At 36.6% G+C, this 24,078-nt stretch carries 22 protein-coding genes; 3 read left to right on the plus strand and 19 right to left on the minus strand.

The window, feature by feature from the left end:
- Positions 1-181 precede the first annotated feature (181 nt).
- Together JUJ52_RS18260 and JUJ52_RS18265 are read right to left on the minus strand one after the other, a co-directional pair.
- Positions 182-1,843 carry a DAK2 domain-containing protein gene (locus tag JUJ52_RS18260; RefSeq protein WP_205388610.1) on the minus strand — a complete coding sequence of 554 codons (1,662 nt, stop codon included), beginning with the start codon at positions 1,841-1,843 and terminating at the stop codon, positions 182-184.
- A 107-nt stretch (positions 1,844-1,950) separates the two neighbouring features.
- A complete protein-coding gene (locus tag JUJ52_RS18265) occupies positions 1,951-2,313 on the minus strand; it encodes an Asp23/Gls24 family envelope stress response protein (protein WP_026680851.1) in 363 nt (120 codons plus the stop codon).
- 272 nt (positions 2,314-2,585) lie between these two features.
- Here JUJ52_RS18265 and rpmB point away from each other — a divergent pair, with 272 nt between their 5' ends.
- The gene (rpmB, locus tag JUJ52_RS18270; RefSeq protein ID WP_026680850.1) at positions 2,586-2,774 is read left to right on the plus strand and encodes a 50S ribosomal protein L28; all 189 of its coding nucleotides are present in this window, start codon (positions 2,586-2,588) and stop codon (positions 2,772-2,774) included.
- A gap of 348 nt (positions 2,775-3,122) precedes the next feature.
- Here the strand turns inward: rpmB and spoVM are convergent, their stop codons facing one another.
- The 15 genes from spoVM to JUJ52_RS18345 form a co-directional block, all read right to left on the minus strand.
- Entirely contained in the window at positions 3,123-3,206 is an 84-nt protein-coding gene (gene spoVM, locus JUJ52_RS18275) for a stage V sporulation protein SpoVM (RefSeq protein ID WP_034678883.1), read from the minus strand.
- 30 nt (positions 3,207-3,236) lie between these two features.
- Positions 3,237-3,890, minus strand: a complete 654-nt coding sequence (locus JUJ52_RS18280) for a thiamine diphosphokinase (protein WP_205388611.1) — start codon at positions 3,888-3,890, stop codon at positions 3,237-3,239.
- 7 nt (positions 3,891-3,897) lie between these two features.
- The gene (gene rpe, locus JUJ52_RS18285; RefSeq protein WP_026680848.1) at positions 3,898-4,554 is read right to left on the minus strand and encodes a ribulose-phosphate 3-epimerase; all 657 of its coding nucleotides are present in this window, start codon (positions 4,552-4,554) and stop codon (positions 3,898-3,900) included.
- Between the two features lie 2 nt (positions 4,555-4,556).
- Entirely contained in the window at positions 4,557-5,438 is an 882-nt protein-coding gene (gene rsgA, locus JUJ52_RS18290) for a ribosome small subunit-dependent GTPase A (RefSeq protein WP_205388612.1), read from the minus strand.
- A complete protein-coding gene (gene pknB, locus JUJ52_RS18295; RefSeq protein ID WP_026680846.1) occupies positions 5,439-7,472 on the minus strand; it encodes a Stk1 family PASTA domain-containing Ser/Thr kinase in 2,034 nt (677 codons plus the stop codon).
- On the minus strand, positions 7,466-8,227 hold the full coding sequence (locus tag JUJ52_RS18300; RefSeq protein WP_026680845.1) for a Stp1/IreP family PP2C-type Ser/Thr phosphatase: 762 nt from the start codon (positions 8,225-8,227) through the stop codon (positions 7,466-7,468). The genes pknB and JUJ52_RS18300 overlap by 7 nt, the downstream gene beginning before the upstream one ends.
- 70 nt (positions 8,228-8,297) lie before the next feature.
- A complete protein-coding gene (rsmB, locus tag JUJ52_RS18305; RefSeq protein ID WP_026680844.1) occupies positions 8,298-9,653 on the minus strand; it encodes a 16S rRNA (cytosine(967)-C(5))-methyltransferase RsmB in 1,356 nt (451 codons plus the stop codon).
- Entirely contained in the window at positions 9,654-10,598 is a 945-nt protein-coding gene (gene fmt / locus JUJ52_RS18310) for a methionyl-tRNA formyltransferase (RefSeq protein ID WP_166530026.1), read from the minus strand.
- A 35-nt stretch (positions 10,599-10,633) separates the two neighbouring features.
- Positions 10,634-13,042, minus strand: coding sequence for a primosomal protein N' (gene priA, locus JUJ52_RS18315; RefSeq protein ID WP_026680842.1), 2,409 nt, complete (start codon positions 13,040-13,042; stop codon positions 10,634-10,636).
- Positions 13,039-14,250 (minus strand): bifunctional phosphopantothenoylcysteine decarboxylase/phosphopantothenate--cysteine ligase CoaBC, encoded by a 1,212-nt coding sequence (gene coaBC, locus JUJ52_RS18320; RefSeq protein WP_026680841.1) that lies wholly within the window; start codon positions 14,248-14,250, stop codon positions 13,039-13,041. The genes priA and coaBC overlap by 4 nt, the downstream gene beginning before the upstream one ends.
- Before the next feature lie 113 nt (positions 14,251-14,363).
- On the minus strand, positions 14,364-14,567 hold the full coding sequence (rpoZ, locus tag JUJ52_RS18325; RefSeq protein WP_026680840.1) for a DNA-directed RNA polymerase subunit omega: 204 nt from the start codon (positions 14,565-14,567) through the stop codon (positions 14,364-14,366).
- On the minus strand, positions 14,567-15,184 hold the full coding sequence (gmk, locus tag JUJ52_RS18330; protein WP_026680839.1) for a guanylate kinase: 618 nt from the start codon (positions 15,182-15,184) through the stop codon (positions 14,567-14,569). Before gmk ends, rpoZ begins: the two co-directional genes overlap by 1 nt.
- 11 nt (positions 15,185-15,195) lie before the next feature.
- Positions 15,196-15,459 carry an extracellular matrix/biofilm regulator RemA gene (remA, locus tag JUJ52_RS18335; protein ID WP_026680838.1) on the minus strand — a complete coding sequence of 88 codons (264 nt, stop codon included), beginning with the start codon at positions 15,457-15,459 and terminating at the stop codon, positions 15,196-15,198.
- Between the two features lie 75 nt (positions 15,460-15,534).
- Positions 15,535-16,422 (minus strand): YicC/YloC family endoribonuclease, encoded by an 888-nt coding sequence (locus JUJ52_RS18340; RefSeq protein WP_026680837.1) that lies wholly within the window; start codon positions 16,420-16,422, stop codon positions 15,535-15,537.
- A gap of 140 nt (positions 16,423-16,562) precedes the next feature.
- Complete coding sequence (locus tag JUJ52_RS18345) at positions 16,563-19,217, minus strand: calcium-translocating P-type ATPase, SERCA-type (RefSeq protein ID WP_205388613.1); 2,655 nt, start codon at positions 19,215-19,217, stop codon at positions 16,563-16,565.
- Positions 19,218-19,338: 121 nt separating this feature from the next.
- Here JUJ52_RS18345 and JUJ52_RS18350 point away from each other — a divergent pair, with 121 nt between their 5' ends.
- Positions 19,339-21,042 carry an Rqc2 family fibronectin-binding protein gene (locus tag JUJ52_RS18350; RefSeq protein ID WP_026680835.1) on the plus strand — a complete coding sequence of 568 codons (1,704 nt, stop codon included), beginning with the start codon at positions 19,339-19,341 and terminating at the stop codon, positions 21,040-21,042.
- Positions 21,043-21,453: 411 nt separating this feature from the next.
- On the opposite strand, the gene JUJ52_RS18355 is transcribed toward JUJ52_RS18350, so the two are convergent.
- A complete protein-coding gene (locus JUJ52_RS18355) occupies positions 21,454-21,873 on the minus strand; it encodes an organic hydroperoxide resistance protein (RefSeq protein WP_026680834.1) in 420 nt (139 codons plus the stop codon).
- A gap of 62 nt (positions 21,874-21,935) precedes the next feature.
- Positions 21,936-22,796: a LysR family transcriptional regulator gene (locus JUJ52_RS18360; protein ID WP_026680833.1), complete on the minus strand. Its 861-nt coding sequence runs from the start codon at positions 22,794-22,796 to the stop codon at positions 21,936-21,938.
- 158 nt (positions 22,797-22,954) lie between these two features.
- Between JUJ52_RS18360 and JUJ52_RS18365 the strand changes: the two genes are divergently transcribed.
- Positions 22,955-23,719 carry a class I SAM-dependent methyltransferase gene (locus JUJ52_RS18365; protein ID WP_026680832.1) on the plus strand — a complete coding sequence of 255 codons (765 nt, stop codon included), beginning with the start codon at positions 22,955-22,957 and terminating at the stop codon, positions 23,717-23,719.
- The last annotated feature ends 359 nt before the right edge of the window (positions 23,720-24,078 follow it).

Here is a 24,078-nt window from a genome sequence, read left to right on the forward strand (position 1 = left end):
TGCGAATTTTGCTCAATTTTTTTTATTTATCTAAAATTAACCCTCTTGCCATCGTGCGGAGATAATCAAAATAAATACAAACCAGAACGAAACACCGACCGTGATGTTTAAATATCATGGTCGGTGTTTCGTTCCTCTAATGGACTTTTGATACAGCCCTATTATTTATATAAAAAGCTGCTTATTCCACGGAAAATATATAGGAGTATATTGGTTGATTACCGTTATGCACTTCAATTTCAATATCTTCGTATGTTTCTTCTATATATTTGATCAATCGATTTACTTCTTCATCTTCTACATCTTCCCCTTGAAGAATCGTCAAGATCTCATCATCTTTAGAGATCATCTCATTTAGAAGCAATTTCACTGTTTCCATTTTATCAGAGTCAGTAGCAATGATCTTACCATCTGCAATACCCATAAAATTACCGTTTTCAATGGTAATGCCATCAATTTGTGTATCACGTACAGCATAAGTTATTTGTCCAGTTTTCACCTGTTTTCTTGCCTCGTCCATTGCTTGCTGATTACTATCAATATCTGCATCTGGATGAAATGAGAGCATAGCGCTTATACCTTGTGGAATTGTTTTAGTTGGAACAACTCGTACATTTTCTTCAGCTAATTCTGCCGCTTGATCAGCTGCCATTAGGATATTCTTGTTATTTGGAAGCATTAACACATTTTTAGCATTAGCTTGCTTGATGGCATTTGCAATATCCTGAGTGCTTGGATTCATTGTTTGTCCACCTTCAATGACCACACTTGCCCCTAAGCTTTCCAAAAGATCCCTCAAGCCTTTACCCATGGCCACTGTAACAATTGCATATTCCGACTTTTCTTTTTGCATATTTTTCTTTTCTTTACTTCCTACAATAGCAGTATGCTGCTCGCGCATATTTTCTATTTTCATATTAATTAAGCTTCCATAACGTTGCCCCATTGTTAAACAATGTCCTGGATACTCTGCATGAATATGAACCTTCACAAGCTCATCATCAGAAACAACTAGCAAGGAATCACCATGCTCACTTAAATCGTTACGAAATGCTTCTTCATCAAATGGATATTCATTTAATTTGTCTTCTTCAAACTTAACCATAAATTCAGTACAATAGCCAAACTCTATATCCTCTGTATCCATAAAATCCTGTGTTACTTTATGGTGTTCAGCATTTATCATTTCATCCATATTAATATCCGATGGATCTTCAGGAAGTTCTTCTCCCTTTAACGCAGCAAGGAATCCTTCATAGATGGTTAATAAACCCTGCCCACCAGAATCTACTACACCAACTTCTTTTAGGACTGGAAGTAAATCTGGTGTACGTTTAAGTGATGCTTTTGCTTCAGCTACAATTTGTTCCATTAGCTGAATGATGTCTTGTTCTTTTTCAGCAACTGAAACTGCTTGATTCCCTGCATCCTTTGCAACAGTTAGTATGGTGCCTTCTACAGGTTTCATTACAGCATTATACGCAGTGGAAACACCACTTTCAAATGCCTTCGCAAGCTCCATGGTTGTAACCGCTTCTTTTTTTTCCAACCCTTTAGAAAAACCACGAAAAATTTGTGATAGTATGACCCCTGAATTACCTCTAGCACCCATTAGTAACCCTTTAGCAAATGCTTCAGCTACTTCAGATACACTGTCACTAGTTAATTTTTTTACTTCATTAGCTCCGGAAGTAATCGTTAGATTCATATTTGTTCCTGTATCACCGTCGGGTACAGGGAATACATTTAAAGCATCAATTTTCTTGGCGTTATTCGACAAATTATGCGCTCCAGAAAGAATCATTTGAGCAAGTTTCTTGCCATTTATCTTCTGTAAAGTCACTATTATATTTCCTCCTCTGTAGACAAAAGCTCACAGCGCCTGTAGATCTACTATTCATGCTTCAGGCGCTAGAGCATTAACACTTTATACAATTAGATGATATGAAATTAGTCTTTTGAGACACGAACTCCTTGAATATAAATATTGACAGAATCAATTTCTAACCCTAAGGATTGATTTAACGTATATTTAACCTGAGATTGAACATTATGAGCAATTTCGGATATTTTTGTTCCATAACTCACAATAATATACATATCGATATGTAAATTGCTTTCTTCTTGACGGACAATGACACCTTTTGAAAAGTTTTCTTTTCTTAAGATTTCAGCAATGCCATCGCGTATTTGACTTTTAGAAGCCATCCCAACAATTCCATAACATTCAACTGCTGCACCACCAGCAATAGTGGCAATTACTTCATTAGTAATCGTTACCTGACCATCGTTTGTATGAAGTTCAATGGACATTTGAATCCTCCTTATAATACCTGCTCACATTATCTAAGCATATTCTACTACATGCAGAACCTTTTTAAAAGTATAGATAATACCTAATTAAAAATTACCACTTATAACAATGTACGATTTGTGTTAATCTGTCAAGTATTTTCTCTTTATATAACAAATAATCCCAGTTTATTCGTGGTTTTACAAAAAGAATAATTGCAATCTAGTAAGAGTTATGGTAAATTGTATAAGTATGAAAATGCAAAGAAACATGTAAAAGTAGGAGGGATAACATGGCCAGAAAATGTGTTGTAACTGGACGTCAAACTCGCAGTGGAAACCAACGCTCTCACGCTATGAATTCCAATAAGCGTCAATGGAAAGCTAATGTACAAAAAGTACGTATTATGGTAGATGGAAAACCGAAAAAAGTATATGTATCTGCACGTGCCCTTAAATCAGGGAAAGTAGAACGCGTTTAATATACTAATACAACTTATCGCATTAGTTAAGAAAAAGCACCTTTTTAATAAAAGGTGCTTTTTCTTATAGTCTAGGAAATTAAGGAATTTATCAAAATAAATATGAGCATGTTGAGCCGCGTCCAGCTCTAGCGCCTAGAAACGATGCGACTTTCACGAATCACTCTAATCTAAATCATCATCACTCACAAGCTCACCGTAATTCCTTTACCTCCGTTGACTCGTTCCAGTCGACGTTTCTAATCGGTCGCTTGCACTTTTATTCTGACAATGATGCAGCAACTATTAAAATTCTCATCTCTACCAAAAAAAAGTAAGCTTCTGTCAACTGACAAAAGCTCATGCTTATTACTTATCTTTCTTAAATGTACCAATAATGACCCTTACAAATCCACCAATAAATCTCGGGAGCTTAATCGTATAAAATTTCATGAGTTCGCCCTCCTCTTTTAACAAACAAAGCTATCTGGGAATCGTGTCACGACTCTTTATTAATAATAGTATGCCTTCATTGTACGAAAAAGTACCACTATTTCTAATCAGCTTGTTTGATATGCAAAGCGTAGATCCCCATGAAATATTTGCATCGGTTAGAGGATAATAGAAATTAGTTAAAGTTATACCACGTACTTCGTGCGAAAATGGAACAAATGAGATATTGGGATAGCTTTTGTCATGTTTTACATGATGTTCACCTGGAAGTGTAAGTTCTATATAATTCGTCTGATCAATGATGGCTCCCTTTATTCCTTTATCTATAATGGAATATAATAATTGGACATTAATTAATTCATGATCAAGTCTACCACCTGTTACACCGAATAAGTAAATGTAGTCAGGCTTTAGCTCAAATGCTTTATTTAATGCAATTTCAAGGTCTGTTTCATCCTTTTCTGATGAATACTCTTTCATATATTTACTATATTTAGCAATTGCTTCCCTTTCTTCCTTTGTCGTAGAATCGAAATCTCCTACTGCATAATCCATTGGTATGTTTTTTTTCACCAATGTCCATGCACCACGGTCAGCACCGATCCAACAATCCACTGTATCTAGATATGGGGTGAAATCAGGATACAGATCTGGTCCATTACCTATGATTGCTACAGTTTTCACGCTCTAATTACTCCTTTGCTGCATCCCGAATAGCTTGGATAGCTTTAGGACGATCTTCCTTCTGGAATATTGCGCTACCAGCAACCAAAATATCAGCACCGGCCTTTGTACATATTTGCGCTGTTGACGTATTGATTCCACCATCCACTTCTATCTCATATGAATATCCAAATTCCTTTCGCCATTCGTCTAGCTGTTTGATTTTAGCTAAAGTGCTTTTAATAAAGGACTGACCGCCAAATCCTGGATTAACCGTCATAATTAATACCATATCTATATCATTCAATATGGGTAATAGTGTTTCAACCGGAGTAGCTGGATTAATAACTACCCCCGCCTTCATATCCTGGTCTTTAATCAATTGAATGGTGCGATGCAAATGAGGACATACCTCTTGATGTACCGTTATTATATCAGCACCTGCATTTGCAAATGCCCCGATATAGGTATCTGGATTTTCTATCATCAAGTGTACATCCAATGGTAATGTTGTTGATGGTCGTATTGCTTCTACAATCAAAGGACCTAGAGTTATATTAGGCACAAAATGCCCATCCATTACATCGACATGAATATAATCTGCTCCTCCTCTTGTAACATCCGTTATTTCATCCCCTAGCTTAGAAAAGTCAGCTGCTAATATTGATGGAGCTATTTTTGTCATGACTAATACCTCGGCTTTCTACTTTGTATTTCTTCAAGAAATCGTAAATAGTGTTGATAACGATAGCTTGCAATTTCACCTGACTCGACAGCTTGTTTAATAGCACATTTAGGTTCCTTGTAGTGCATACATCCACGGAATTTACAGTTTTCCATTCTATCCCTTATTTCTGGAAAACATGCAGCTAATTCCTCAGGTTCAATATCCTGAAAGTCAAGCGAGCTAAATCCTGGTGTATCTGCTACTAATCCACCACAAAGTGAAATTAATTCAACATGTCGAGTTGTATGCTTACCTCTACCTAAGCTATCAGAAATTTCATCCGTTTTTAATAGGAGCGATGGATTTATCGCATTTAATAGCGATGTTTTTCCCACCCCTGATTGCCCAGCAATAACCGTAATATTATTCGTGAAATATTGTTCAAGTGAAGCTAATGCTGAAGAATCCTTTACTGAAAACTGCTCTACTTTGTAACCAACTCGTTCATAATCTTTTTGATAAGAAATGAGACTATTTTTCGCTTCATCTGCAACCAAATCCATTTTCGTTATAAAAATAACCGGCTTAATTCCTTTCGACTCTACTAATACAAGAAACCGATCCAGTAGTACCGTACTAAACACTGGCTTCATCGCAGAACAGACAATTATTGCCTGATTAATATTAGCAATAGGCGGTCTAATAAGCTCATTGTCTCTAGGATGTATTTCTAAAATGTATCCTTCATTTTTACCACTAATATCAAATGTAACGACATCACCAACTAAAGGAGTGATTTTCTTTTTTCGAAATACTCCCCTGCCTTTGCACTGAAAGATTTCTCCTTCAGATTCGACGTAATAAAAACCGCTTAGAGCTTTAATAATTCTGCCACTTGGCATTTATTCACCTTCTTCATACGAAACTGTCTTATTAGCAATAACTTCTTCATCCCTTTTAATCATATATTCCGCCTTACTATCTGGTGCTATTGTTAACGTGAACTCAAATTCCTTATCCTCCGTAATCGTTTCTTCCGTGTGTACCTCTGATAAATCATTGTTCATATCATCAATATATATCTTAACTGTTTGTTCGATCTTTTCCTCATTTTCTTCATTCGTATCAGGATTATATGGTACGGTAAACGTTACAGTATGTGATACAGGAGGTTTTTCTTTAGGTCCTGTGGAAATATAAACCTTTACTGTTGATCCTTCCTCTAACTCCGTGTTTGTCCCTGGCTCTTGACGTATCACTTCGCCTTCAACCGTACTTTCAGAGCTTTCTTTAGAGACATCCATCTTTAGATTATTATTTTCCAAATATTCCCTTGCTTCAGCTTCCGTCATTCCTTTAAGATTATTTAAACTAATCGTTTTCGGACCACTGCTAACTCGAAAAATAACCTTGGTATCACTTGGTACAACTTCCGAGTCTGGAGTTGGCTGAATCTGTTCAATGATTTCTCCTACTGGCTGATCTGAATATTCCTCATACGGATCTAAAACTTCATATCCTTCATCTTCTAACAACCGTTTTACTTGCGAAAAGTCTTTACCAACATAATCAGCAAATTCTACTTTTTCTTTTCCCTGACTAACGTATAATGTGATAGTAGTACCTTCCTTTATCGTACTTCCAGCCGTTGGATCCGTTTTAACTACATTTCCATCTTCAATGTCTTCAGAATGGATTTTTTCGCGCTCAACAACAAAACCAAGTTCTTCCAATTCTGATGTTGCATCATCATAAGCCATATCTGTAACATCTGGAACAGTTACATCTTTAGGCTGAAACATATCAGGATATACAAATAGGGCTACAGTCACTGCTGCTAGTAATAAAAATAAAATAATGGAAGCAATGAACCATTTTTTCTTCTTACTCTTGGGCTTTTTAGGTCGTTTCTTCTTTTGCTTTTTCTTCGTTTTCTTCCCTTTGTTATGATCCAGAGACTTGTCCGTTTCTTTATAAGGCTTTGTAGGACCATTCGTTTGATGTACGATCGTATCATCATTAACACTATCCTGCATTTGATCTGTAATAATTGGGATAGCCTTGGTTTCTTCTCCTTCTTCTGTTGGTGGTGTAAACACTGCTTCATTTAATTTACTTGGATGTAAAGCCATTTCAAGTGCATCTTCTAAGTCATAAATTGTCTCATAACGATGAAATGGATCCTTCGCTGTTGCTTTTAAAACAATGTTTTCTACACTCTGTGGTACATCTTGATTGTATTTTCGTACAGAAGGGGTATCATTTTGTAAATGCTTTAATGCTATCGAAACAGCAGATTGCCCCGAAAAAGGCAGTCTTCCTGTTAATAGTTCATATAGTACAATACCTATAGAATAGATATCCGACTTTTTAGTAGCCATTCCTCCCCTTGCTTGCTCAGGAGATAAATAATGAACGGAACCTAGAATGGAGTTTGTTTGTGTTAATGCTGTTGCACTTAAAGCAATAGCAATCCCGAAGTCTGTCACTTTTGCTTGACCATATGTATCAATCAAAATATTTTGCGGCTTTATGTCACGATGTACAATGTCATTTGCATGGGCATGAGCAATTGCCGCCGAAATTTGTTTCATAATGTCCAGCGCTTCCTGTACATCTAGCGGGCCATTTCGCTGAATATATTCTTTTAACGTCATACCATCAACATATTCCATTACCATGTAAAGAAGCTTGTCCTCTTCCCCTACGTCATATATATTTACAATGTTTGGATGAGAGAGGCTAGCCGCAGCGTGGGCTTCTCGATCAAAGCGAGCGATAAACTCTTCATCATTTGCATATTCTAGGCGAAGTGCTTTAATTGCAACGTCTCTTTCCAAGATAATATCCCTTGCTAAATATACATTGGCCATACCTCCGCCACCAATTGTATCTTTAATCTGATAACGTTCACTCAAGACATGGCCATTTAACATGAAGATTCACCCGCTTCCTCAGAAGGTGAATATTGAAAAATAATCAATGATATATTATCTTCCCCTCCACGTTCGTTAGCTAATGAAATCATCTTTTCACCGATTTCTTGTAAATCTGTACTTGCGTCCATGATTTCTGATAGCTCTTTATCCATAACTTTATCTGTTAAACCGTCTGTGCATAACAATAGTCTATCTTCTGGTTCTAAGCCAAGAGACATGACATCACTTTCTATTACTTCCTCCGTACCTAGCGCTTTTAATACGACATTTTTTCGTGGGTGGCTGAGGGCATCATCCTTCGTTATTTGTCCAGACTGAACTAAGGCATTTACTAAAGAATGGTCTTCCGTAATTTGTTTAAGTCCATCCCCGCTTCTCTTATAACACCTGCTATCTCCAATATGAGCAATCGTCATAAAATCACGGATCACAATAACAATGACAATAGTTGTTCCCATTCCATAACATTCTTTATTCTCTTGTGCATGGTTATAAATGGCTACATTAATTTCCCTTATTGCGTTTTGCACCCAGTTCTCTGTCTCTTCAGGCGAATCTATATGGTCACATGCATTCCATTTTTCCTCTAATAACGTGGTAGCCATCTGGCTAGCAACATCCCCAGCTTGATGACCACCCATTCCATCTGCAATAACAGCAAGAAATTGCCCAGAAGAATTATAAAATACTCCACCTGAATCTTCATTATGACTTCTTACTTGCCCTCGATCAGTCAGAAAACGAGCTTTCATTATTTCACCCCTTGTTTACTTGTAGGTTCTTTACATAACAGTATTACACAATCTTTTTAAGAAAAGAAGTCTATTCCTTATTTTTTCGTTTCATACGTGTTAGGAAAAAACCATCTGTATTAAAGGTTTGTGGAAACACTTGTAATCCATAGTTACTTATACCAGGAGATTCTTTTAAAGGAGATGGTAGTGTGTTAAAGAACTTATTATCAAGCTCATACGAATTGTTACGTTCTAAGAACCTTCTCACTAATCTCTCATTCTCCTCTTTATCGACCGTGCAAGTACTGTAGATGAGCAGACCTTCATCCTTTAACAATGGTATAACACTTTCTAATATTTCTAATTGTATCGTTGCCAATCGATTTATATCAGCTTCTTCTTTATGGTATTTTATTTCTGGCTTACCTCGGATTACGCCTAAACCTGAACAAGGAGCGTCAATTAAGACGCGATCAAATGTTTTTTCGTCATAAATATCCTGTAATTTTCTAGCGTCACCAGGTTTTGCATCTATAATCGATAAATCCAATTGATTTGCTTTATCTTCTATTAACTTCACCTTTTTTTTATGAAGATCAAAGGCATGTAACTCCCCTTGATTTTGCATTTTTTCAGCAATATGCGTTGCCTTTCCACCTGGGGCACTGCATGCGTCAAGTACTTTCATATTAGGGTGGGACTCTAGCATCTCAGCAACTAACATAGATGTTTGATCCTGAATCGTCACATAACCATGTTTAAATAATTCACTGTTTAAAATATTCCCTTTCTCAATAATGATTCCTTGGGAGGAAAATATCGAAGCTCTTGCTTCAAAACCTTTTTCTACTAATTTATTTAATGCCTGGTCTCGAGAAATTTTTAACGGCTGTACACGAACAGTTAACGGTTTATGTTGTGTATTGCACACACACATCGCTTCCGCTATCTTCAAACCATATTGATCCACCCATCGCTTAACGAGCCATTCAGGGTGACTTGTTTCAATCGAAATTCTTTTTACATCATCCTTAATAGTCGCTGTAGATGGTACTCCTTTCCTTTGAATAGAGCGAAGTACACCATTTACAAAAGAAGCAATTCCTTTATGACCTTTAGATTTAGCAATTTCAACAGCTTCATGAATAATGGCATGATCCGGAATTTTATCAAGGTATATCATTTGATACAAAGACATCCGTAACAACATTTTTACCCATGGTTTTATTTTCTTTTTCGGATCAATAAAAGCATCTAAATAATAATCTAATGTTAGTTTACGCTGAATGGTGCCATAAACAACTTCTGTCAATAGGCCTTCATCTTTTGCACCGATTTTTCCAGATTTCAATTCATGGTCAATAAGCAAATGACTGAACCCTTGATCTTTGTCGATACGTAACAAAACCTTTAATATCGTATTTCTTAACTGATTATTGCCCATCTACTCACCCATTATCATTCCATTTTTTATTCGGTTTGGATTTCCTTGTAGGTAGTCCTTTACTGTCATTCGCTTCTTACCAGCAGGCTGAACTTCTGTAATCCGAAATCCTTGATGATCTCCACAAACTACTATAATCGATGCATAATCCGGTTTATCAACGATTTCACCAGGTTGATTCCCTTGATAGAAAGTTTCGACAGGCTCTCCCCACCAAACTTTCATCAGCTTGCCTTCGTATTTCGTATAGGCTACTGGCCATGGATGTAAGCCACGAACATGATTATAAATCTCTGTATTCGACTTATGCCAATCAATCTGCTCTTCTTCACGCTTAATATTACGAGCAAATGTTGCTAGTGTATCATCCTGTTTTACTGGCTGTAATTGGTTATCAAATAGATTCGGCAATGTTTCCTGCAGCAAGGCAGATCCAGCTACTGAAAGCTTATCGTGAAGTGAGCCAACATGATCATTGTCTTCTATTTTCACTCTCTTTTGTGATAGGATATCACCTGCATCTAGCCTTTCAACCATATACATGATCGTAACACCCGTTACTTTCTTTCCTTGCATAATAGCATAATGAATCGGTGCTCCACCACGTAATTCTGGCAATAAGGAAGCATGTACATTAATACAACCAAAAGGTGGTGATGTTAATAATTGCTTAGGTAATAACTGTCCATATGCTGCCGTTATAATTAAATCTGGTTCATAAGCTAAAATTTCTTCATAATTATCCTTTAATTTCTCTGGCTGGAACACTGGGATATCATGTTTTTCGGCTTCTTCTTTTACAGGTGGAGGGGTAATAATACGCTTCCTCCCCTTAGGTCGATCTGGTTGTGTTACCACAAGTACTATTTCATAAGGTGAATCAACTAATGATTGTAAAATTGGAACTGAAAAATCCGGTGTTCCCATAAATACGATTCGTTTCATCTTCATTACCTACTTTCTACGAGGCTATATATTCTTCACATTAAATGATATGGCTGCATATCAATTGAAATAAATAAATCATCTTTTCGAATATCATTAGAAAATTGATCTAGAATTTTTGATAAGTAGATTCTTAGGTCTGGTTCATTTCTGTATTTTATCATGCATTGATAACGATATCTATCTTTAATACGTGGTATAGCCGATGGCGTTGGACCCAGGATGATTGTCTCATCCTTTACTACCTTCGTGAGCAACTGAGCGAACCGTTGAGTAGCTTGAACCACCTTGACTTGATTGACATGGGAAATCGTTATAAGTGCTAAAAAGAAGTAAGGTGGATATTGAAATGCCTTGCGCATTTTCATTTCCGTATTATAAAAGGTTGAAAAATCATACTGACTTGCCAGTTCAATACTATAATGATCTGGGGTGTAAGTTTGTACAATTACATTTCCATTTAGATTATGACGGCCAGCCCGACCACTTACCTGTGTGAGAATTTGAAATGTTTTCTCTGATGAACGAAAATCTGGTAGGTGGAGCATAGAATCAGCAGTTAGAACCCCTACAAGGGTAACATTTTCAAAATCGAGCCCTTTTGCGATCATTTGTGTCCCCAATAATATATCTGCTTCTTTGTTAGCAAATCGATTCAATAATTTTTCATGTGCTCCCTTTCTTCTTGTTGTATCCACGTCCATTCTAATTACACTTGCTTCTGGAATTAATTGTGTCAATGCTTCCTCGACTCGTTGTGTACCAGTTCCAAAATATCGAATGGTATCACTATTACACTCTGGACAATGTAATGGCATTGGCTCCTCATATGAACAGTAGTGACATTTTAATTGATTGCTATTCTTATGATAGGTTAGCGCAATATCACAATGTGGGCACTCCTTCACATGACCGCAATCTCGACACATAACGAAGGTAGAGTAGCCTCTGCGATTCAATAATAATACGACCTGTTCTCCTTTTTCAATACAATCAATGATTGCTTTCTTTAATTTACGAGAAAACATCGTTCGATTTCCTGCATGCAGTTCCTTTCGCATATCAACTATCTCTACAGGCGGTAATGCTTTTTCATTGGTTCGTTTATCTAATGTAGCTAGCTGATAGACACCTTTCGCAGCTCTAGCATAGGATTCTAAGGTTGGTGTAGCACTTCCAAGAATTACTGGACATTGATGTGTTTTCCCTCTTTGAATAGCTACATCACGTGCATGATATCTTGGTTGATCCTCCTGTTTATATGATGTTTCATGCTCTTCATCAATGATAATGACCCCAATATTTTCAAAGGGAGCGAAAATAGCTGACCTAGCTCCAACCACTACTTGGACTTCTTTTCGTTGAATTCTTCGCCATTCATCATATTTTTCCCCTGCTGAAAGTGCACTGTGCATGACAGCGACATTAGAGCCAAATCTCCCTTTAAACCTTCTAACCATTTGTGGGGTAAGAGAAATCTCTGGAACTAAAACGATCGCTTCCTGACCTTTTAGAATGACATCTTGAATAACTTGTAAATATACTTCTGTTTTACCGCTGCCTGTAATTCCGTGCAAGAGAAACACATCATGCATATTTTTTTCTATTGTTTCTTTCATCGGCTCAATTACTTTGGCTTGTTGAACAGTTAAAGGTAATGCGAACGTTCTTTGAATTTCACTATCCTGATAAGGATTTCGATAAACTTCTGTATGATAACTATCTAGTAATTTTTTCTCTAGTAAGATATTCACCGTACTATTAGACGTATTCATGTGCTTAAGGAGCTTTTGTTTTTCTATCGGCTCAGGATTTTCTATAAAAAATGCAAGTAATTGTTTTTGCTTTTTAGCATTTTTAGCAAGATCAAGCATACTTTCCTCTAATTCATGGGGTGGTCGAGCTGGTCTAATCATCGTCTTAAATTTTTTAGTAATCCTTGATTTAACCAAATATTCAATGGAAACATCTCCATCCTGTACGGCTTTGGACAATCGCACATACGGAAGCTTAGAAGCAGTAAACTCTTCATAAGTTATGACATCCCTACCCGCAAAAAGTTGTTCTAATTCATCAGACAGCGTAGCACTAGTCATCCGAACAATTTCTTTTTTATACGTAGCTTTTAATACTTGCGGAAGCATGACCTGTAACGCCGTAATTTGCAAACTGACTGTTTGTTGAGCAACCCATTTCCCTAAATCCAATAATTCCTTTGTTAAAACAGGATAAATATCAAGAACATCGATAATTTCTTTCAATTTCCCAAAAGTGGAATGATTAACAGTTTCAACAACAAATCCCATCACCTTTCGAGGTCCAAAAGGTACAGTCACTCGCATACCTAATTGAATGATGTCTTGAAACCTCTCTGGAATTTTATAATCAAACGTCTGATCAATAGAGCTTGCTGGTACATCAACGATTACCTTTACAATATTCACTGCTCCTCATCCTTTAAATCCTTTTTAATCATCCTTAAAAGTTGATGTGCAACCTCTTTCTTAGGAGCTTGTGTTATCGTTTTCCTTTCTTTGTTCTTATTCATATAGGTAACGATATTGGTATCTCCCTCAAATCCCGCTCCACTATCGGCAACATTATTGATGACAATGGCATCAAGCTTCTTTTTCTCTAATTTTTTCATCCCGTTTTCTATAGGCTTCTCTGTCTCTGCAGCAAAGCCTACTAAATACTGAGATTCTTTCCGTTCTCCTAATGATTGTAAAATATCCTTTGTCCGTTCCATCACAATATTCCAATCTCCATCGTGCTTTTTCATTTTTTGATCATAGACAACGCGCGGTCGGTAATCAGCCACTGCAGCAGCTTTTATAACAATATCACTAGTAGGAAAATGCCTATGCATTGCCTGATACATATCTTCTGCTGTTACTACATCAATTCGCTTAACTTGCGCATGAGTTATTATTTGCGACGTAGGCCCTGACACAAGCGTGACGATTGCTCCAGCTTCTGCAGCTGCCTCAGCAAGCGCATAGCCCATTTTTCCGGAAGAACGATTGGTAAAAAAACGGACGGGGTCAATCCTCTCTCTAGTTGGCCCTGCTGATATTAATACATGCTTACCTTTTAAAAATAGGCGATCTTGATTTTGGTGTATTTCTACCGCCTGAATAATACTTTCTGGTTCTTCAAGCCTTCCCTTTCCGACATAGCCACAAGCTAAGTAACCTTCACCTGGTTCAATAAAATGATACCCCCAAGCCTCTAACTTTTTCATATTTTCCATTACTGCGGGATGAGCATACATATGAACATTCATCGCTGGTGCAATATAAACATCAGATTGTGTAGCTAACAAAATCGTTGATAACATGTCGTCAGCTATTCCGTTCGCAAGCTTTCCGATCAGATTAGCTGTTGTCGGTGCAAGAATTGTTAAATCTGCCCAGTCAGCTAAATCAATATGAGCAATTTTGGCTGGATCCTTTTCATCAAAAGTATCCGTATATACTGCATTTCGAGACAACGCCTGAAATGTTAATGGGGATACAAATTTAGTCGCATTTGCTGTCATGACCACTTTAACATTTGCACCCTTTTGCGTTAATTTACTTGCCAGAGCACATGCTTTATAAGCTGCAATCCCTCCAGAAACTCCAAGTAAAATGTTTTTCTGATTGACCATTGACTTGTTCCCCTTTCCCTAGTAAACCGAGCTATTTTCCTATAAGTAGTTATAACATAATCTAATGCATGAATAAAAACCCCCCGCTTTTTATTATCGCGAGGGGACATCATTTATGCTTGATTGTTTTCATCCAAAAATAGTTTCTCTGCCTGTACTTCTTCCAACGCCATGCCAACATACTTATGAGATTTTGGATTATCTACTAGTACTTTTTTTGTTTGGCTCATTTGTCTCGCACGTTTAGCTGATAACGTTACAAGTGTATACTTGGAATTAATTTTTCTCTGTAGTGAGTCAATTGACGGTTCTAACATTACAATTCATCCTCCAATAATTGTTTATATTGTTTCGCAATTCGCTCTCTCTTTAAATGTTCACTTTGAATAATCGATTGAACTTTTTCTACAGCAAGATCTACGTGATCATTCACCACAACATAATCATAAGCATCCATCATTTCTATCTCTTTCCTTGCTTCTTTCAATCGATTCAACACAAGATCAGGAGACTCCGTACCACGGTGGACAATCCGATTTTTCAATTCTTCCAGACTTGGTGGGAACAGAAATATAAATACGCCTTCAGGGAAATTCTCCTTCACCTGTAATGCACCTTGGACCTCAATCTCAAGAAATACATCATAACCAGCATCCAAAGTTTCTTCAACATATTTTCGTGGTGTGCCATAATAGTTATTGACATATTTCGCGTATTCTAACAGTTGATTTTGTTCTATAAGGGCTTCAAACGCTTCTTTTGTTTTATAAAAATAGTCGACTCCATCTTTCTCTCCTGGTCGCTTTTCCCTTGTAGTCATTGAAATGGAATATTTTAAATCTGTATCTTGGTTAAAAAGCGCCTTTCTAACTGTTCCTTTTCCAACTCCGGAAGGCCCGGAAAGAATAAAAAGGATTCCTTTTTCTTCAATCAAATTTTTTCCTCCTAATTATCGTCCGATATTTCCTCATGACTTAATACTCGTTGTCCTACTGTTTCTGGCTGTACAGCTGATAATACTACATGATCACTGTCTGTTATAATTACTGCTCTAGTTCTTCTTCCATACGTGGCATCTACCAATTTATTATTATCTCTTGCTACCGTAATAATTCGTTTGATAGGGGCTGATTCTGGCGATACAATAGAGATTACTCTATTAGCAGAAACAACATTTCCAAATCCAATATTAATTAAACGTAAACTCAAATTTAACCCTCCGTGAATTCTGTCTCTCTATATACTAGTATAATTATAAGTAAAATGGTATATAAAACTCAAATATTATTCGATATTTTGCACTTGTTCTTTTATTTTTTCGACTTCACCCTTTATTGCTACCGTATACTCACTAATAGTTGAGTCTGTTGATTTTGAACCAATTGTATTTGCTTCGCGGTGCATTTCTTGTGTGATAAAATCTAATCGTCTACCAATCGAATCACCACTTTCTGATTCAATTGTCCGCATAAAATGCGATGTATGGCTTATTAGTCTGGTTATCTCTTCAGCGATGTCACCTTTCTCTGCGAGCAGGACAATTTCTTGATAGATTCTAGAAGCATTCAAATCCATATCTTCAGTTAAATGCTGATTTACCCGATCTTTAATTCGCTCCCGATATTCATCAACAACAAACGTTCGTCTGTTTTTCACCTGATTAATGAGCAGATTTAATCTATGTATTCGTTCCTGCAAATCATGAATTAAATGATTTCCTTCCTCCTCTCGCATGTCAACCACCTGTCTACAAGCTTCTTTAAGTCCGTCGATAAGTTGGTCTTTAAATTGGTTTGACTGACTTTCTAACTCCTGTACTGTAAATATTTCATTAAGCGCAGGAATAATTGCTGTTGATACATCTCCAGACAATTGATAGCGCATTTTTATTTCTTTGATTTCACTCATATACTGATCCATTAAATGCCAATCTGTTTCTAATTTTCTGCTAGTAAAACCTTTTCCATCAACTCGAACATAAATGTCAATCTTACCTCTTTGAAAATACGATTGTACTATCTTCTTCAATCGCTCTTCTAAATACATAAATGATAAAGGTATTTTCATATTTACATCCAAAAAACGATGATTCACACTTTTCATTTCTATTGTTATTTTCGTATCATCCATTTGTATATCCGTTCTTCCATATCCAGTCATACTCTTTCCCATCAAAATCACTCCACAAGCTAATTATACGATGATTTCACTTAAAAAGAAAAGTGTAACGTTTTTATCACCCCATAGGAAAACCCGCCTATTTGCTATTTCAAGCAATCCATAGACAGGTTAACCATTAAGCTGGACGTCCATTATTTTTTTGAAAAACCAAACAGCACCGTAGGTAATGCACTAAATACACTTACAAACATCCAATCTCTCACACTTAATGCGGTAGTATGGAAGATTGGCTGTAATGGTTGCCAATAAATTACTATAAGGAGAAGCAACATGGAAGAAATTACAGCCAATACAAGATACATATTCTCAAAAGGGTTTCTTGAAAATATCGAATGTTCACTTCTACAATCAAAAACATGAATTAATTGGGCCATTACTAATGTAGTGAATGCAATAGTCTGCGCATATATTAAATTATTTGGGTTATCTTGATAGGTTAACATAAATGCAAGAAGTGTAACAATACCGATTAATATTCCCCTGCTTATAATTTTATAACCTAGACCACGAGAAAACACACCTTCTGAAAGGCTTCTTGGCCTCTTTTTCATCACATCTCCCTCTGCCTTATCAAGTCCTAGTGCCATTGCTGGCAGGCCATCCGTTACAAGGTTAACCCATAAGATTTGAACAGGTACTAAAGGAAGCGGTAGTGAAAGGAGCATCGCAAATAACATTACCAATATCTCACCGACATTGGATGCTAAAAGATAACGAATAAACTTACGAATATTCTCATAGATATTTCGTCCTTCTTGTATTGCTGATTTAATCGTTGCAAAATTATCATCCATTAAAATTAGGGAAGAAGCCTCTTTGGTAACATCTGTACCACTTAATCCCATACTTATGCCGATATTACTTGCTTTAATCGCAGGTGCATCATTTACTCCATCACCAGTCATTGCCACGACATGACCACGTTCCTGAAAGGCATGAACAATTCGAAGTTTATGCTCAGGTGTCACCCTGGCAAATACATACGTATCATCAATCATTTCTTCTAACTCATCTGTTGACATTTCATTCAATTGCTGTCCTTCTAACACTCTCCCATTTTCCGGTAGTACTTGTAAATTATCAGCAATAGCTTTAGCTGTCTTCACATGATCGCCAGTTATCATAACAGTTTTAATTCCTGCATTGCGACACTCTTCGATGGCTGATTTCACTTCTTTTCTTGGGGGATCAATCATTCCATATAAACCAATAAAAGTCAGCTCTTTTTCTAAAACGGCTGATTCTAGATCGTCATGCTTGGATAAGGGCTTAACAGCAATGGCTAATGTCCTTAGAGCTTTTTCTGCCATATCACTAATTGCTTGCTCAATTTGCTGTTTATTTTCTTCTCTCAGTAATTGTCTTCCATCCTCGTCCATATGATACATCGATCGTGGCAGCAGCACATCAGACGCACCTTTTGTAATAAGAAAACGGCGTTGATTACTGTCTTCAATAACTACACTCATTCTTTTTCTATCTGAATCGAAGGGTAACTCTTTTATAATTCGATACGATTCCGCAGTAGATACTGTCAATCCCATTTTCCGTGCAACAACAAGTAATGCACCATCTGTTGGATCACCATCTATATAATGCTTCCCTTTTTTAACAATAATAGATGCTTGGTTACATAGCATTCCGTATAATAACATCGTCTCTAAGTTAGGAAAATTTTTATCAAGTTTTGCTTTTGTTAGAAAGAAATCTCCTCTTATATCATATCCATCACCAGTTACATAAAGTTGCTTCCCGTTTAGATATAATTCTTTAACTGTCATTTGGTTTTCCGTCATCGTCCCTGTTTTATCAGAACAAATTACAGATGCGCACCCCAGTGTCTCAACCGCGGATAATTTTCTAACAATTGCTTTTTTCCGAATCATTCGCTGTACCCCTAAAGATAAAGCAACGGTAACAATAGCCGGTAATCCTTCAGGAATGGCAGCCACCGCTAACGATACGCCAGCAAGAAACATGGAGTAGACAGGATGTCCTTGCATCACACCTAAGACAACGACCAATGCGGTTAAAAATAATGCAACAATAATTAATATTTTTCCTAATTCAGAAAGTTTTCTTTCCAGGGGAGTCATCACTTTCTTTGTATTTACCATTAATGAAGCAATTTGCCCCATTACTGTATCCATGCCTGTCCCAACAACAATTCCAACTCCTGAACCTCTTGTAACTAGCGTACCCATAAACCCCATATTCACTTGATCCTGGGCATCTAGTTTATCTTTTCTAATTGCAGTAGCGTGCTTCATAACAGGTAACGATTCACCTGTTAAAGCAGATTCCTCTGTTTCTAAGCTGCTTGATTGGACAATGCGGATATCTGCTGGAATACGATCTCCACTTGCGACTCTGACAACATCTCCAACAACTACTTGTTTAGAAGGAATCTTACTCCATTTTTGATTTCGTAATACGTTGGCCATCGGTGCAGATAGTTCTTTTAATTTTTCTAGAGATTTTTCTGCCTTCTGTTCCTGAAAATAGCCTATACATCCATTAACAAGTACGATAATCATAATTGCTATCGCATCTATATACTCTCCAAGAAGTCCGGCAACTAATGTTGCAGCTAATAAAACAAGGACCATAAAATCTTGAAATTGCTTTAAAAATATTAACCACTTGGACGTCTTCCTTTGAGCTTCCAATTCATTTGCTCCATATTGCTTCCTTCGTTTTTCCACTTGCTTTTCATTTAATCCTCTATTTGCTGCTACATGCAATTTTCTTTCTACATTTTCTACATCCAATTGATACCAATTCATCCTGCATTCCTCCAAATTATAGCGCTTGTTCCTCACCGTATTCCTTTAATCTAAAGCTCCTTAAGGGATATGTATGCAGACTTGTCCTAAAAAATGCTATAATTGCGCTTGAGGTGATCATATGCCATTTGACGGAATCGTAACACATGCAGTAACAGAAGAATTAAAAAACGAAATGATTCCTGGTAAAATAACAAAAATTTATCAGCCTACGGATAGTGAATTATTGTTTACCATACGTAGTAAAGGAAAAAACATGACTTTATTACTTTCCATTCATCCAACGTATGCTAGATTTCACTTAACGAATGACAGTTTTGCAAATCCAAAAGAACCTCCTATGTTTTGTATGGTATTACGAAAACATCTATCAGGTGCAATTATAGAAAATATAGAGCAGTATGGAATGGAGCGAATTGTTCAATTAACGATAAAAACAAGAAATGAAATTGGAGATTTAACAAGCAAAGCACTTATTATTGAATTAATGGGGAAACACAGTAATATTACATTAGTTGATGACGAAGAAAATCAAATTATCGATAGTTTTAAACATATATCTATGTCACAAAATCGTCACCGCACGTTATTACCTGGTCACCTATATCAGCTTCCACCCGAGCAAAATAAACTCAATGCACTAACCATAGATTCTGAGCAATTTATTAAAAGGCTTGATTTTAATGCCGGTAAGCTCAATAATCAAATTGTTCAAAGCCTTGTTGGTTTCTCACCTTTTATAGCAAGGGAAATGGTTCAAAGAGCAGAGCTTGGATCTATCGAAGCATATCAGAAGGTCTTTGATGAAATACAAAAACAAATAGTTCAATCTAATTTTAGACCTACCATATATAATGATAAGAAAGAGGACTTTCATGTTATACCATTAGCTAACTTTACTGGTGATCAGATTCATTTTAGTACTACAAATCAAATGCTAGATCAATTTTATTCTGGAAAAGCGGAACGCGATCGTGTTAAACAACAAGCTAAAGATTTATATCGCTTTCTTAAAAACGAAAAAGAAAAGAACAGGAGAAAATTAAAGAAACATGAGCAAACAGTAAAGAAGGCCCGAAATAAAGATCATTATCAAAAGCTTGGTGAATTACTAACGGCACACCTACATTTAATTTCAACAGGTGATCAAAGCGTCACAGTGACTGACTACTATGACCCAGAGCAAAAAGAATTGACGATTGAATTAAATCCGAACAAAACTCCAAGTGAAAATGCTCAAAGCTACTACAAGACGTATCAAAAATTAAAGAAGTCTGAGCGCATCGTTACAATAGAAATTGAAAAAACGAAGGATGAAATTGCTTATATGGAGCAATTGCAACAGCAGGTTGAATCTGCAAGTAGTTCTGATATTGAAGAAATTCGTGACGAACTTAGAGAAGAAGGGTATCTCAAAAAACAACCGAAGAAAAAGAAAAAGCGTAATAAAGCTGAAAAGCCAGTACCGGAACAATATACTGCATCTGATGGTACCGTAATACTTGTTGGAAAAAATAATAAACAAAATGAGTATTTAACAATGAAACTTGCAGCTCGAGATGAAATATGGCTACACACAAAGGATATACCTGGATCGCACGTCATTATAAGAGACAAACAGCCTAGTGACGAAACTCTAATGGAAGCGGCTCAGCTGGCAGCTTATTTTAGTAAATCTCGCCAATCTTCTTCCGTGCCTGTAGACTACACAAAGGTACGTCATGTAAAGAAACCAAATGGGGCAAAGCCCGGTTATGTAACTTATGAGAATCAAAAAACGTTGTTTGTTACACCTAGTAATAGCCTTATTCAAAAATTAAAATAAGTCACCTATTTATAGCGAAACTCTCTAGTTAGCTATAATTAAAAGGAACTGAATATAAGTAGGTTATAAAACTAAAAGCCGAACTATCCTTCAAAAGGATGGGTGCTATCCCCCCGGATATTTTTCACTCTAACTTCCGGGGGGGAGGTACCAATTCGTTCGGCATTTTAGTTCTAAACGATGTTGCAGTTTTGGTATCTCTATTCCTATGACGACAAATTAAAAGACGCTTGTGGGAAATAATCCTTCGTAAGACCTCCTGCCCAATAGTATATGAAGAATCACCATTCTCTTAAAAAGCACCGTTTTCGAAAGCACTCTCCTCCAACATCCCACCCTTTTTATTAACTTTCGGTCCTATTGGTTTTTCGCACTCAGAAGGGAGAAGTTTAAGCTCGCTTTTCATTGTTTTTATACTGCTTGCGGCTGTAATGTCACATCAATGTTCCCTCTCGTAGCTTTTGAATACGGGCATACCTGATGCGCCTTCTTTGCAAGCTCTTCAGCTTCTTGCTGATCGACACCTTGTATTTTAATTGTTAATTCTACTGCAATTTTAAAGCCATTATCTTCCGGATCTTTCAATAAACTAACTGCGGCTGTTGTTTCTGAATCTATTTTCTTTTTTTCTTTGGAGGCAACTAGATTTAAAGCCCCGTCAAAGCAGGATGAGTAAGCAGCGGCAAACAGTTGCTCAGGGTTAGAACCCGTATCCTTTTTATTCGTAGCTGGATTGACAAGCTTAAGGTCAATAAGTTCATCATCTGATTTCACATGACCGTCTCGTCCATTTTTTGCTGTCGCTTTCGAAGTAAAAATAACATTACTCATAGCATAACCACTCCTTTTTCTATTCTAGTTAAGGTATACCTTTTTTTACCGTGAATAAAACATTAAAGTGTTAATAGTTCTACCAATTCATCAATAAAATGATCCACCTGCGGGAGCTCGCGTACCCCATCTTGAAAGCAAACCCACGTATGTCTAGAAACAGCCTCTCCATCTAATTTTAATGCTATGTTTGGATATTCATCTCGCATCGAGTCAGAAACACTTTCAGGTAGTACAGCCATTCCTAGTCCTTGTTTCATAAATTGTTTACATGTTTCAATTTGATCCACTGTTATGGTTTTAACTGGTTTAATTTTATCCTGTTGTACATATAACCAATTATCAACCAATTCATGCATACTGTCATCCGACTTAAAAGAAATAAGCGGGCGCTCTTTTAATGCATCTGTAGGAAATGGTTCTGTATCAAATATATAAAGCGGATCATCAAATAAGCGGATACATGTACTTTCCTTTAATTTCTCGCCACGAATAATACACACATGATAATTCTTATGATGACGCTTAATGTCTTCGCTAATTCCTGTCACTAAATCAATTGCTACCTTAGGATAGAGCGACGTGAATTTACCCAATATAGCTGGAAGATATCGTTGACTAATCAGTGAAGAACAGGCAATGGAAAGCGTGCCTTGAACTTCCTCACTTGATTGTGCTAATTTATTTTTTACTGCTCTTTCTCCTGCCATAACTGTTTTAGCATGTTCTAGAATTATCTCGCCTTCTGGGGTTGGAATTAGCCGTTTCGGTGTTCGGATAAAGATGATATGTCCAAAATATTCCTCAATGTATTTCAATCGTTGTGTTACCGCTGGCTGTGAGATCAGAACTGCTTTTGCAGTACCTCTAATTGTCCCTATCTCATGCAATTTTAATAATAATTCATAATCATCGATTTTCATTATATCCCCCTATAACTAATAATTATTCATTTTAATTATATTTAAGTATTTTACTTATTGCATTATAATACATATGCTATTAGTGATAAAGTAATAATCTATTCAGCCAATCAACATTCACTGGAAGATATTTTCCAGATCAATGAGGAGATGAGCGTATGAGAGAAAAAGAAAATGTAAAAAAATCTTTTGCTAAAAACAAACAAGCATATATTACAAGTGCTACACATGCACGGGGAAGTGATTTATCCTTAATGAAGGATTGGCTAGAGCTGGAAACAAGTATGAAACTGCTGGATATTGCTACCGGTGGTGGTCATGTAGCAAAACAGTTATCCCCTTTCGTTGAGAGGGTATATGCAACGGACTTAACGAAAGAAATGCTAGAAAACACGAAAAATTACCTTCAAGATATTCATAACATTGATTACATTCTTGCGGATGCAGAAAGCTTACCGTTTTTGAATAACACATTTGATATTATTACCTGTAGGACTGCTGCTCACCATTTTCCTCACCCTGAAAAATTCATTCAAGAAGTAAAGCGTGTATTAAAGACAAATGGTACATTTTTATTTATTGATAATATTGCACCAAGACAATCTGTCTATGCTAATTTCATCAATCAATTAGAAGGTATGCGTGATTTTAGTCATGTACGATGCTTGCCTATCTTCGAATGGAAACAGCTGTTAGACAGCTATGGATTACACACCGTAAAAGAAAACGTACGGAAGAAAGAGTTGTCATATACCGAGTGGATAAATCGAACCTTGGATCATCCAGAAGATAAACAAAAAGTCTATCATTTTATTAAAGAGGCAGATGAGCAGATAAAAGCGTATTATAAGATTCAGTTAGATCAAGGATCCGTGCAGCGTTTTTTTATTGATGAGTGGTTCGCATTAATAGAAAATAAATGATTAAGATAATTATTTACGTATCAAAGAGAAATACAAACAGAAGTACCAATAAAAATAGTTCATTTCATTTATCTTGTAAGCTCTAATCTTATATGTTACTAGATTACCACACGTATGAAGCCTTAGTTCAAGCGGTAGACTCATACTTTTAATTTTATAATAACAAAAGATCCCAGCAACGATTATACAACCTAACCCTATAGGAAAAACTGAGCAAAATTCGCTCAGTCCTTATCACTAAATGCTCAGATTTACGCTTCCTCTAGTAGCTATTATGGAATAATAGCTACTTTGCTTGACCAACACTCCGGCTGCCCACTTCCCTTTCCGTGGGGTTTGTCCTTCAGCTAACTTTTTTG

This window comes from Virgibacillus sp. AGTR, from assembly GCF_016919725.2.
GTDB classification, from domain to species: Bacteria; Bacillota; Bacilli; order Bacillales; family Amphibacillaceae; genus Virgibacillus; species Virgibacillus salarius.